Here is a 12093-nt window from a genome sequence, read left to right on the forward strand (position 1 = left end):
TTACCTCTCGGCCGCTATCCGGAATGCATTATCCAGATCGGCGATTAAATCTTCGTGATCTTCAATTCCCACTGAAACCCGCAGCAACGTTTCTGAAATACCAGCCGCGGCTCGTGCCTCTGCTGACATTCCTGCGTGAGTCATCGTGGCGGTGTGAGAAATCAGGCTCTCAACTCCCCCTAACGATTCCGCCAGGGTGAACAATTCAAGCGCTTTCAGGAAACGACGCAGCGTCTGCTCATCCCCATCCAGCTCGAAACTTAACATCGCGCCAAAACCTTTTTGCTGACGTACTGCAAACTGGTGACCGGCGTTTTCCGGCAGGGAAGGATGATACAACTTTTTGACCAGCGGTTGTTGCTTCAGGTAATCAACTATTGCCAGCGCGTTGCGCTGAGCTGCCGCCATACGCGGGGCAAGGGTACGCAGGCCACGCAGCAGCAGATAGCTGTCGAAAGCAGCTCCCGTCACGCCAATATTGTTAGCCCACCAGGCCAGCTCGGTGACCAGCGCCGGATCTTTGGCAATAACCACACCCGCCACCACATCGGAGTGACCATTCAGGTATTTAGTACAGGAGTGCAGCACCAGATCCGCTCCCAGTGCCAGAGGATTTTGCAGCGCCGGGCTGAGGAAGGTGTTATCCACCACGCTGATTGCACCGGCTTCACCGGCGGCTTTACAGATGGCAGCAATATCCACCACGCGCAGCAGCGGGTTGCTTGGACTTTCCACCAGCACCAGTTTTGGCTTCTCAGCCAGTGCCGCTTTCAGAGCCGCTTCATCGCCCTGATCGACAAACTTCACGCGGTAAGCACCACGTTTACTCAGACTGTCGAACAGGCGATAGCTTCCGCCATAGCAGTCATGGGGAGCGACCAGCAGATCGCCAGGTTTCTGGAATACCGTACACACCAGATGGATCGCCGACATCCCGGTATTGGTCAACACTGCACCGGCCCCGCCTTCCAGCTCGGCTAATGCGCGCTGCACAACATCACGAGTCGGGTTGCCGCGACGTGAATAGTCGTGGGCACGAGGCTCGTTGAAATCGATAAAGTTATAGGTGCTGGAGAGATGGATCGGCGGGACAACGCAGCCATATTGCTCGTCATCATTCAAACCGCTGCGGACTGCGATAGTTGCCTGTTTGCGCGTCATGGTGCATAAATTCCTGAAACGAGTAAAGAAGGCTCCCAGCATAACAGGGCAGAAACAGACGTCAATACATCTGGACTTCTAAATGTCTTTGCGTATAGATTGAGCAATCCGGCAATAACCGTTAAGATTATGGCGCTATAGCCGACAGAAAGTTGTTCCATCACGTGTGATGGGCACCAACTTCGGGCATAATTAGCCGAATTTCGGCATTGTGAAAATTAATGATGACTAAGGTACCCCATGGCTGAATGGAACGGCGAATATATCAGCCCTTATGCTGAACACGGCAAGAAGAGCGAGCAGGTAAAAAAAATTACGGTATCCATCCCGTTAAAAGTATTGAAAATTTTGACCGATGAGCGCACCCGCCGTCAGGTTAATAACCTCCGCCATGCCACTAACAGTGAACTGCTGTGTGAAGCATTTCTGCATGCTTTCACCGGTCAGCCACTACCAGATGATGTCGACCTGCGTAAAGAGCGCAGCGATGAGATCCCGGAAGAGGCAAAAGCCATTATGAGAGAGATGGGCGTCGATCCCGATACCTGGGAATACTGAGGCCACCGGCACAAGGCCGGGCTTCTCCTCATGCCTGCGACTGAGCAGATGACAGACATAAAAAAACCCAGCCGAAGCTGGGTTTTTTCATTACATCCGAAACGTGAACCGTCTCTGTCAGGTCGCTTATTTGCTGCCTGGGATGCTGAAACGCTTGTTGAAGCGGTCAACACGACCACCGCTGGCAACGTCACGCTGCTTACCGGTGTAGAACGGGTGGCAGTTGCCGCACACGTCCAGGTTCAGGTCGTGACCCACGGTTGAGCGGGTTTTGATTTCGTTACCGCAAGAACATTTAGCAGTAACTTCAGCGTAATTTGGGTGAATACCTTTTTTCATGGGAAACCTCAGTTAAGGCCGTGTCGCTCTCCCGTGCCAGGAAAATCCTGCACCGGCACCACACGAAGATTAAAAATTCAGGTGTATGTGATACCAAAATGCCGTATCAACGGCGGCGAACTATACAGATATTAACCGTCCGCTGCAATCGAATCCGCACATTCAGGATGACACAGTGTACACTATCCCGCTCATAATTTCATCCGGATGATTTCATGCCCGTTGTTCAGGTCGCGCTGCCCGTCCCTCTTGCCCGCAACTTTGACTATCTGTTGCCGCCCCATCTGCCTGCGGCAGGGGTCGGTGCCCGTGTCAGCGTTCCTTTCGGCAAGCGTAAAGCCATTGGTGTGGTGGTCGGGCTCTCTGAGAACAGCGACTTTCCCCTGGAACAACTGAAAGCAGTGCATGAGGTGCTGGACAGCGAGTCTCTCTATCCGCCTTCACTGTGGCGTATCCTGTTATGGGCGGCGGATTACTATCACTATCCCCTCGGAGAAGTGCTGTTCCATGCCATGCCGGTGCTGCTACGCCAGGGCAAACCGGCTCAGGAAGCGCCGCTGCTGCAATGGACAATCACCGAATCGGGCCGGGAAACCGCGCCGGAAACGCTGAAACGCGCGCCGAAGCAGCAGCAGGCGATAGCCACTCTGCGCCAGGGCAACCTCTACCGACACGAAATCAGTCAGCACGACATCACCGATGCCACGCTGCAGGCATTGCGGGCAAAAGGCCTGTGCGACCTTCAGGCACGGCAGCGGGCACAGCAGGACTGGCGCAGCACCTGGTCGGTAAAGGGTGAGCGGCTGAAGCTGAACACCGAGCAGGCAACCGCCGTGGGTGCCATTCGCAGCGAGGACGACCACTTTGCTGCCTGGTTGCTGGCGGGTATCACCGGCTCAGGTAAAACCGAAGTTTATCTCAGCGTGCTGGAAAACGTGCTGGCCAGCGGCCGCCAGGCGTTGGTGCTGGTGCCAGAAATTGGCCTGACACCACAAACTATCGCCCGCTTTCGGGAACGTTTTAACGCGCCGGTGGATGTGCTTCACTCCGCGCTGAATGACAGCGAGCGGCTCGCCGTCTGGCTCCGCGCCAGAAGTGGGGAAACAGCAATCGTTATTGGCACCCGCTCGGCGTTGTTCACCCCTTTCGTGCGGTTGGGGGTGATTATCATCGATGAAGAACACGACAGCTCATACAAGCAGCAGGAAGGCTGGCGCTATCAGGCCCGCGACCTGGCCGTATTCCGGGCGCGTCAGGAAGATATTCCCATCGTGATGGGCACGGCCACGCCTGCGCTGGAAACCCTGCACAACGTGCAGATGGGTAAATATCGCCAGTTGAATCTCAGTAAGCGCGCAGGGAATGCACGTCAGGCCACGCAGCAGCTGATTGACCTGAAAGGCGTGAAGCTGCAGGGCGGACTGTCGCCGATGCTGATTAAAAAGATTGGTCAGCACCTGAAGGCCGACAACCAGGTTCTGCTGTTTCTGAACCGCCGCGGGTTCTCTCCCGCCATGTTGTGTCATGAATGCGGCTGGATTGCGGAGTGCCAGCGCTGCGACCGCTACTACACGCTGCACCAGCATCATCGCCAGCTGCGCTGTCACCACTGTGACAGTCAGCGGCCCATTCCTCATCAGTGTCCGCAGTGTGGATCAACGCATCTGGTGCCGGTGGGGCTGGGTACGGAACAGCTGGAGCACAACCTGAGCGAGCTGTTCCCGGACGTCCCGCTGTCACGTATCGATCGTGATACCACCAGCCGTAAAGGAGCGCTTGAACAGCACCTGGCAGACGTGCATCGTGGCGGTGCCCGTATTCTGGTAGGGACACAAATGCTGGCGAAGGGGCATCATTTTCCCGATGTCACCCTGGTGTCACTGCTGGACGTTGATGGCGCACTGTTTTCTGCAGACTTCCGCTCGGCAGAACGCTTTGCCCAGCTCTATACCCAGGTTGCCGGACGTGCTGGCAGGGCCGGTAAACAGGGTGAAGTGATGCTGCAAACGCACCATCCCGATCATCCCCTGCTGCAAACACTGCTGCACAAAGGCTATGATGACTTCGCCAGGCAGGCCCTGAGCGAGCGTAAAATCGTCTTCCTGCCGCCTTTCACCAGCCATGCCCTGTTCCGATCGGACGATCATGATAACCAACAGTCGGCACTGTTCCTGCAGCAGCTGCGCAACCTGCTGGAAGCCAGCCCGCTGAAGGACGAATCGTTCTGGGTGATGGGGCCGGTTCCGGCACTGCAGCCCAAACGTGGCGGACGTTACCGCTGGCAACTGCTGCTCCAGCATCCATCCCGCGGACATTTACAACGCCTGATTAAAGCCACGCTTCCGCTGATTACCACCCTGCCACAGGCCAGAAAAGTAAAGTGGACTTTGGATGTCGATCCCACCGAAGGCTGAAATGTCCCATCATTGCACCAGAGCACTGCGGGCAACATCGAAAAAAGTCGCACAAGTCACATTTTTTATGCAAATTAAGTAACGCCCTTCACGCACATCGGTTATTTATGTGAGGGTGGTCAGTAATGCACGCGTAACAGCACTGAAAGTCACCAGAATACCCCTTTGAAAAGTCAGGTCAGCTGAGGCTGGCGTGAGGAGAAAAGCGTTGGAGCAGAATCAAGAGACAACGGGAGCCACCATGAAGGATGTGGCGATAAAAGCTGGCGTATCCACGGCGACAGTATCGCGCGCCCTGACGAACCCGGAAAAAGTCTCTGCCGTAACGCGACAAAAAGTGGAAGAGGCGGTGATTGCCGTGGGGTATTCCCCCCACTCCATGGCTCGCAACGCCAAACGCAATGAATCAAGGACGATCCTGGTGATCGTACCGGACATCTGCGATCCCTTTTTCAGCGAGATGATCCGCGGTATTGAGGTGGTCGCGGCCGATCAGGGCTATCTGGTGCTGATTGGCGACTGCGCGCACCAGAACCGTCAGGAGCAATCTTTCCTTAATCTGATGATGACTCGCCAGATTGACGGCATGGTTCTGCTGGGTTCTCAGGTGCCTTTCGAGACTGGCCTGGAAGAGCAGCGCAACCTGCCCCCCATGGTGATGGCAAATGAGTTTGCGCCTGAGCTGGAGCTACCGACCGTCCACATTGATAACCTGACGGCCGCCTTTGAAGCAGTCAACCATCTGCTGAAGCTCGGCCACAGCCGCATTGCCTGTATCGCCGGGCCGCATGATATGCCGCTGTGTCAGTATCGTCTGCAGGGCTACATTCAGGCGCTGAGGCGCAATGGCATTGCGCTGGATCCCCACTATATTGTGCGGGGTGACTTCACGTTTGACGCCGGTGCCCGGGCGATGAAGCAGCTGATGGCGCTGCCCACTCCGCCCGATGCGTTGTTCTGCCACAGCGACATTATGGCGCTGGGCGCAATGTCGCAGGCAAAAAATATGGGTCTGCGCATTCCGCAGGATTTATCGCTGATTGGCTTTGATGATATCGAGCTGTCGCGCTATAGCGATCCGCAGCTGACCACCGTGGCCCAGCCGAGATTTAACATTGGCCGTGAGGCAATGAACCTGCTGCTGGAGCAGCTACAGGGCAGACCGGTCAACAGCGGTTCACGCCTGCTGGACTTCGAACTGAAAATCCGCGGCAGTACCGCCCCCTCCCTTCGCGAGAAGGTCTGACCGCCGGAAAAAAGGGCAACGGTGGCCGCAAAATCGAGATTCAGCAGATTCTTAATGGCATCCCTGCTGGTCAAACTTCCGGCCCTTGAGTAACATGGCGAGCTGATAGCCGGGCGCACCAGCTCATTTATTGCCCGACCTCACCTTTATTTCACTGATTATTAGCGGAACGATAGTGGCACAAAAAGATTACGTAGGCCGCGGGCGTTCGACAGGGACGCGTCGCAAGAAGACCAACAGTCGCAGCAAAAAGCGCAGCAGTGGTTCAGGGGTATCGAAGATAATGGTGGTCCTTGCCGTTGCGGTGCTGGTGACCTTTGTCGGTGGACTGTGGTTCATTGCCCATCATAAAAAAGAAGATGCACCCGTCATTCCGGATCATAAAGCGCCAGGAAATGGCCTGCCGCCCAAGCCTGAAGAGCGCTGGCGCTATATTAAAGAGCTGGAAAACCGCCAGATTACCGTCCCTCAGCCTACAGAACCTACTGCCGGTGGCGAAGTGCATTCCCAGACTCAGCTGACGGATGAGCAGCGCCAGCTGCTTGAGCAGATGCAGGCGGATATGCGCCAGCAGCCGACCCAGTTGAATGAAGTGCCGTGGAATGAGCAGACGCCTGCCCAGCGCCAGCAAACGCTGCAGCGTCAGCAGCAGCAAAGCCAGTTGCAACAGCAGTCACGCATGCCACAGCAGCAGCCAGCGCCGCAGACGCGCCCCCAGACGCAGCCTCAGCAACAGCCTCATATGCTGCCGCAAAACCGTACCCAACCGGCAGCGCCGGTCACGCGCGAACCTGCTCGCCAGGCACCGGCCCCAACAGCACCGGCACAGACCACGCAGCCGAAGGCTGAAGTGAAGCCGAAAGAAGTGCAGAAAGAGAAGTCTCAGCGCTGGATGGTGCAGTGCGGCTCCTTTAAAGGCACTGATCAGGCTGAGTCCATTCGTGCGCAGCTGGCCTTTGAAGGCTTTGAGAGCCGGATCACTACCGGGGGGGGCTGGAACCGCGTGGTGATTGGGCCGTTCAGCAATCGTGCCGGCGCGGACAGCACGCTGAAAAGCCTGCGCGGCTCCGGCCACTCAAATTGTATTCCTCTCGCCATTGGGGGTTGAAACCCCCTAATCCCGCCCCATATCTGATTGCATCAATGCCCTGCTGCCTGGCGGCAGGGCTATCTTCCGACTGCAACAAGGGGTCTGCCCGTGACAACAATTGTAAGTGTACGACGCAACGGCCAGGTAGTAATTGGCGGTGATGGCCAGGCTACCCTCGGCAACACCGTAATGAAAGGCAACGTCAAAAAAGTGCGTCGTCTCTATAATGACAAAGTCATTGCCGGTTTTGCTGGCGGTACCGCAGATGCCTTCACTCTGTTTGAACTGTTCGAACGTAAGCTGGAAATGCATCAGGGACACCTGGTGAAGGCCGCCGTTGAACTGGCGAAAGACTGGCGTACTGACCGCATGCTGCGCAAGCTGGAAGCCCTGCTGGCCGTGGCCGACGAAAACGCCTCGCTGATCATTACCGGCAACGGCGATGTCATTCAGCCTGAAAACGATTTAATTGCCATTGGTTCTGGTGGTCCTTACGCACAGGCAGCCGCCCGTGCGCTGCTGGAAAATACCGAAATCGGCGCGCGCGATATCGTGGAAAAAGCGCTGGGTATTGCAGGCGACATCTGCATATACACCAACCACAATCTCACCATCGAAGAATTACCGTCTAAAGCGTAAGGACCTTACCTATGTCTGAAATGACCCCGCGCGAAATCGTCAGCGAACTGAACAGATTTATCATCGGCCAGGACGGCGCCAAGCGAGCTGTGGCTATCGCCTTGCGTAACCGCTGGCGCCGCATGCAGCTCGACGAAGAGCTGCGCCATGAAGTCACGCCAAAAAACATTCTGATGATCGGCCCGACCGGGGTGGGTAAAACCGAAATCGCCCGCCGTCTGGCAAAATTAGCCAATGCGCCGTTTATCAAGGTCGAAGCGACCAAGTTCACCGAAGTGGGCTATGTGGGTAAAGAAGTAGACTCTATTATCCGCGATCTGACCGATTCTGCGATCAAAATGGTTCGCTCTCAGGCGATTGAGAAAAACCGCTATCGTGCCGAAGAAATGGCCGAAGAGCGCATTCTCGACGTGCTGATTCCCCCGGCAAAAAACAACTGGGGCCAGTCCGAGACAGCGTCTGAGCCTTCTGCTGCCCGCCAGTCCTTCCGCAAGAAGCTGCGTGAAGGCGAACTGGACGATAAAGAGATTGAAATCGATCTGGCCGCCGCGCCAATGGGCGTGGAAATCATGGCTCCTCCTGGCATGGAAGAGATGACCAGCCAGCTGCAGTCAATGTTCCAGAACATCGGTGGTCAGAAGCAGAAGCCCCGTAAGCTGAAGATCAAAGACGCGATGAAAATGCTGGTGGAAGAAGAAGCCGCCAAGCTGGTGAATCCGGAAGAGCTGAAGCAGGAAGCCATCGATGCCGTTGAGCAGCACGGTATCGTGTTTATCGACGAGATCGATAAAGTCTGTAAGCGTGGCGAAAGCTCCGGCCCGGACGTCTCCCGCGAAGGCGTGCAGCGCGACCTGCTGCCACTGGTGGAAGGCTGCACCGTCTCAACCAAGCACGGCATGGTGAAAACCGATCACATCCTGTTTATCGCCTCCGGTGCGTTCCAGGTTGCCAGCCCTTCCGATCTGATCCCGGAGCTGCAGGGCCGCCTGCCGATCCGCGTTGAGCTGCAGGCGCTGACCACCCACGACTTCGAGCGTATTCTGACTGAGCCAAGCGCCTCCGTGACCGTTCAGTACAAAGCACTGATGAAAACAGAAGGAGTGGATATTCACTTCACTGACGACGGTATCAGCAAGATCGCCGCGGCCGCGTGGCAGGTTAACGAAACAGCTGAAAACATCGGTGCCCGTCGTCTGCACACGGTTCTTGAGCGTCTGATGGAAGAGATTTCCTACGACGCCAGTGACCGTAATGGCGAGTCCATCACCATCGATGCCGATTATGTGGGTCAGCATCTGGATGAGCTGGTGGCCGACGAAGATCTCAGCCGCTTCATTCTGTAAGCGTCAGAAAAAGTATCAGGAGGCTTCGGCCTCCTTTTTTTCGCCCTTATTGCCCTGACGGCAGGCGTTTCGAGCATCATTGACGTGGATTAAGTCTTTCACTTCTGGCGGGCAGTAGACTGGTGGCTATTCAGAATCTCCTCTTCTCTCCAGCAAAGGCTACAGCCTCATGACGGAAAATATCCACCCAATCCCGGCTATCTCCTCCCTGCGCGCCTGGCTGGAAAGTCTGCGCCTGCGTACGCTGCCGCTGGCCTGCGCCTCGGTGATCACCGGTTCAGCACTTGCCTGGTGGCAGGGGAACTTCAGCCTTTCCATTGCCGCTCTGGCCCTGCTGACCACCGCCCTGCTGCAAATCCTGTCCAATCTGGCCAACGACTACGGTGATGCGGTCAAAGGCAGCGATACGCCAGACCGTATCGGACCGCTGAGGGGGATGCAGAAAGGCGCGATCACTCAGAAGCAAATGTGCTTTGCGCTGGGTGTCACCGTATTTTTGACCATGCTTTCGGGGGTGGCGCTGGTTATCCGCTCCTGCCACTCCTTCAGCGACATACTCGGGTTTCTCGCGCTGGGTGCGCTGGCTATCGTCGCTGCTATTGCCTATACCGTGGGGAAAAAGCCTTATGGCTATCTCGGCCTTGGAGATGCCTCGGTGCTAATTTTCTTTGGCTGGCTGGGCGTGCTGGGCAGTTATTATCTGCAGGCTCACAGCTTCCATCCGGTGATGTTGTTGCCTGCCAGCGGTTGTGGGCTGCTTGCGGTCGCTGTGTTAAATGCCAACAACATGCGCGATATAGACAGCGACCGGCAAAACAGCAAATTCACCCTGGCAGTACGTCTGGGCGCGACCAAAGCCCGCCACTACCATTTGCTGCTGCTGGCAGCCTCGCTGCTGTGCTTTGCCCTTTTTGCCGTGCTGAATTCGCTGAGTGTTTTTGGCTGGTTATTCCTGCTGGCCGCTCCTCTGCTGTACCGCCAGGGTCAATACGTATTGCGCGAAAATTCGGCGATTGCCATGCGGCCATTACTGGTGAAAACGGTCAAAACGGCGCTGCTGGTTAACCTGCTTTTTGCCATGGGCCTGATCATCAATTAATCACGATGTGCTTGACCCATCGCAATTTTTAGCGGCTGATGATTTTGCCAACAACCCGCAGAAAGCGATATACTTGAGTTTCCTGTGGCAAACAGACGAAACCCTTATGAAATATGATACTTCTGAACTCTGCGACATCTATCATGAAGATGTGAACGTCGTTGAACCGCTCTTTTCAAACTTCGGTGGCCGCACCTCGTTTGGCGGGCAAATCATCACGGTAAAATGTTTCGAAGACAACGGGCTTCTCTACGATCTGCTGGAGGAAAACGGGCGTGGGCGTGTGCTGCTGGTCGATGGTGGCGGTTCAGTCCGTCGCGCACTGGTCGATGCGGCACTGGCACGGCTGGCTCTGCAAAACGAGTGGGAAGGCATCGTGGTATACGGTTCCGTCCGTCAGGTTGACGACCTGGAAGAGCTGGATATTGGCATTCAGGCCATTGCCGCTATTCCGGTTGGTGCGGCTGGCGAAGGGATTGGGGAAAGCGATGTCCGCGTAAACTTTGGCGGCGTGACTTTCTTTTCAGGCGACCATCTGTACGCTGATAATACCGGCATCATCCTCTCTGAAGACCCGCTCGATATCGAATAAATAAAAACGGGTGCCACACTGGCACCCGTCGCTTTTTCAGCCTGAATAACTCAGACCTCTTCCATTTTCCCCAGCAGCGCGCGCAGGCGCTCCTGCCAGACATGCTGCTCTTCTTTCAGATGCTGATTTTCACGCACCAGAGAATCACTGTTGCCTGCAGCCTGCTGAACCTGCTGGTTCAGGTTGTTGTTCTGCTCTTTCAGCTCTTCGATTTCCATCTGCAACAGAGTGATGGTATCAATCGCCTGCTGTACTTTCGCTTCCAGTTTTTCGAACACTTCAAATGACATGGTTATAAACCTCTCCTAATCGCAAGGCGTTGATGCTGCCACCCGCAGATCATGAGGGGATAAGCCGGATTCCGCGGATAACAACGATGACACGATTGTAAGTAGAGCAGTCCTTCAAGTCCAGCAGCGAACCCGCACGACGTACAGTCTGTGACAATTTTCAGTCAAGACCTGGAATGCGCAACATTTAACCACATTTAAAGTAAGGATAAAGTTAACAAATTGAGAAAAAAATCCTGAAACGAAAGTTGGAATGATGTTTTAAGAACGTAAAAATACGCGAAAACGCTCATTTATTTGACGTACAGCACAACTTTTGATTTCGCTATTTCTCGTTTATGCTCGTTAACGATAAATTAACAACAGCCCTACATAAGATTAGGGTGGCTCAGGGAGTGAGAACAAAACGCAGTACAACATTTAACCTCGCCTTCAGGAAATGCCAACATGAGTCAATCAATCAGCACGCTCAAAGGGCAGTGCATCGCAGAATTCTTGGGAGTCGGCACCATTATTTTCTTTGGTGCTGGCTGTGTCGCTGCAATGAAGCTGGCTGGTGCCAGTTTTGGACAGTGGGAAATCAGTATTATCTGGGGTATCGCCGTAGCGATGGCTGTCTATCTCAGTGCCGCAATCTCCGGTGCGCACCTGAACCCGGCCGTGACTATCGCGCTCTGTCTGTTTGCAAATTTTGAAGGCCGTAAAGTCGTGCCGTATATCCTGGCACAAATTGCCGGAGCCTTCTGTTCCGCCGCACTGGTTTACGGACTCTACTACAATTTATTCTTAGATTATGAAGCCACTCATCATATGGTGCGTGGCAGCGTGGAAAGTCTGGATCTGGCAGGCATCTTCTCAACCTATCCAAACCCGCACATCAGCGTGGGCCAGGCCTTCCTGGTCGAAGCCGTGATCACTGCGGTGATGATGGGCCTGATTATGGCGCTGACCGACGACGGCAACGGTTTGCCACGCGGACCGATGGCTCCTCTGCTGATTGGTCTGCTGATTGCGGTGATCGGCGGCGCAATGGGCCCGCTGACCGGCTTCGCCCTGAATCCGGCTCGTGATTTCGGACCGAAACTGTTTGCCTGGCTGGCTGGCTGGGGTAACGTCGCCTTCACCGGTGCCCGTGATATCCCTTATTTCCTCGTGCCGATTCTTGGCCCGATTGTTGGCGCCAGTGTTGGTGCGTTTGGCTACCGCAACCTGATCGCCCGTAACCTGCCGGGTGCAGTTGTGGTAAAGAAAGAAGAGAAGACGATAGCGCGTGCTGAGCAGCGTAAAGCGTAAGTGCTAACCCTTTACACCATCAGGAAGGA

At 55.3% G+C, this 12093-nt stretch carries 12 protein-coding genes; 9 read left to right on the plus strand and 3 right to left on the minus strand.

Annotation, left to right across the window (positions count from 1 at the left end):
• The gene (metB, locus tag AC3Y5R_RS19625) at nt 1-1161 is read right to left on the minus strand and encodes a cystathionine gamma-synthase (protein ID WP_489922724.1); all 1161 of its coding nucleotides are present in this window, start codon (nt 1159-1161) and stop codon (nt 1-3) included.
• A gap of 240 nt (nt 1162-1401) precedes the next feature.
• Between metB and metJ the strand changes: the two genes are divergently transcribed.
• A complete protein-coding gene (gene metJ, locus AC3Y5R_RS19630) occupies nt 1402-1719 on the plus strand; it encodes a met regulon transcriptional regulator MetJ (protein WP_013200201.1) in 318 nt (105 codons plus the stop codon).
• A 126-nt stretch (nt 1720-1845) separates the two neighbouring features.
• Here metJ and rpmE read toward each other — a convergent pair whose 3' ends face one another.
• Nucleotides 1846-2058, minus strand: a complete 213-nt coding sequence (gene rpmE, locus AC3Y5R_RS19635) for a 50S ribosomal protein L31 (RefSeq protein ID WP_012439895.1) — start codon at nt 2056-2058, stop codon at nt 1846-1848.
• A gap of 215 nt (nt 2059-2273) precedes the next feature.
• Between rpmE and priA the strand changes: the two genes are divergently transcribed.
• The 7 genes from priA (at nt 2274) to rraA (ending at nt 10481) form a co-directional block, all read left to right on the plus strand.
• Nucleotides 2274-4472 carry a primosomal protein N' gene (gene priA, locus AC3Y5R_RS19640; protein WP_489922725.1) on the plus strand — a complete coding sequence of 733 codons (2199 nt, stop codon included), beginning with the start codon at nt 2274-2276 and terminating at the stop codon, nt 4470-4472.
• Between the two features lie 208 nt (nt 4473-4680).
• Nucleotides 4681-5718: a DNA-binding transcriptional regulator CytR gene (cytR, locus tag AC3Y5R_RS19645; RefSeq protein ID WP_489922726.1), complete on the plus strand. Its 1038-nt coding sequence runs from the start codon at nt 4681-4683 to the stop codon at nt 5716-5718.
• Between the two features lie 175 nt (nt 5719-5893).
• On the plus strand, nt 5894-6826 hold the full coding sequence (ftsN, locus tag AC3Y5R_RS19650) for a cell division protein FtsN (RefSeq protein WP_489922727.1): 933 nt from the start codon (nt 5894-5896) through the stop codon (nt 6824-6826).
• A gap of 90 nt (nt 6827-6916) precedes the next feature.
• Nucleotides 6917-7447, plus strand: a complete 531-nt coding sequence (gene hslV, locus AC3Y5R_RS19655) for an ATP-dependent protease subunit HslV (protein ID WP_147200319.1) — start codon at nt 6917-6919, stop codon at nt 7445-7447.
• Nucleotides 7448-7458: 11 nt separating this feature from the next.
• Nucleotides 7459-8790, plus strand: coding sequence for an ATP-dependent protease ATPase subunit HslU (gene hslU, locus AC3Y5R_RS19660; RefSeq protein WP_489922728.1), 1332 nt, complete (start codon nt 7459-7461; stop codon nt 8788-8790).
• Between the two features lie 169 nt (nt 8791-8959).
• Nucleotides 8960-9889 (plus strand): 1,4-dihydroxy-2-naphthoate polyprenyltransferase, encoded by a 930-nt coding sequence (locus AC3Y5R_RS19665; protein WP_489922729.1) that lies wholly within the window; start codon nt 8960-8962, stop codon nt 9887-9889.
• Between the two features lie 106 nt (nt 9890-9995).
• Entirely contained in the window at nt 9996-10481 is a 486-nt protein-coding gene (gene rraA / locus AC3Y5R_RS19670) for a ribonuclease E activity regulator RraA (RefSeq protein WP_489922730.1), read from the plus strand.
• 50 nt (nt 10482-10531) lie between these two features.
• On the opposite strand, the gene zapB is transcribed toward rraA, so the two are convergent.
• A complete protein-coding gene (gene zapB, locus AC3Y5R_RS19675) occupies nt 10532-10771 on the minus strand; it encodes a cell division protein ZapB (protein WP_158782239.1) in 240 nt (79 codons plus the stop codon).
• A gap of 447 nt (nt 10772-11218) precedes the next feature.
• Here zapB and AC3Y5R_RS19680 point away from each other — a divergent pair, with 447 nt between their 5' ends.
• Entirely contained in the window at nt 11219-12064 is an 846-nt protein-coding gene (locus tag AC3Y5R_RS19680; RefSeq protein WP_489922731.1) for an MIP/aquaporin family protein, read from the plus strand.
• The last annotated feature ends 29 nt before the right edge of the window (nt 12065-12093 follow it).

The organism is Erwinia sp. 009765445 (assembly GCF_058137865.1).

Bases quoted from the DNA above. Each gene is read 5' to 3' on its own strand.
- metB (WP_489922724.1), bottom strand. From the start codon at position 1,161: ATGACGCGCAAACAGGCAACTATCGCAGTCCGCAGCGGTTTGAATGAT.
- metJ (WP_013200201.1), top strand. From the start codon at position 1,402: ATGGCTGAATGGAACGGCGAATATATCAGCCCTTATGCTGAACACGGC.
- rpmE (WP_012439895.1), bottom strand. From the start codon at position 2,058: ATGAAAAAAGGTATTCACCCAAATTACGCTGAAGTTACTGCTAAATGT.
- priA (WP_489922725.1), top strand. From the start codon at position 2,274: ATGCCCGTTGTTCAGGTCGCGCTGCCCGTCCCTCTTGCCCGCAACTTT.
- hslU (WP_489922728.1), top strand. From the start codon at position 7,459: ATGTCTGAAATGACCCCGCGCGAAATCGTCAGCGAACTGAACAGATTT.
- AC3Y5R_RS19665 (WP_489922729.1), top strand. From the start codon at position 8,960: ATGACGGAAAATATCCACCCAATCCCGGCTATCTCCTCCCTGCGCGCC.
- rraA (WP_489922730.1), top strand. From the start codon at position 9,996: ATGAAATATGATACTTCTGAACTCTGCGACATCTATCATGAAGATGTG.
- zapB (WP_158782239.1), bottom strand. From the start codon at position 10,771: ATGTCATTTGAAGTGTTCGAAAAACTGGAAGCGAAAGTACAGCAGGCG.
- AC3Y5R_RS19680 (WP_489922731.1), top strand. From the start codon at position 11,219: ATGAGTCAATCAATCAGCACGCTCAAAGGGCAGTGCATCGCAGAATTC.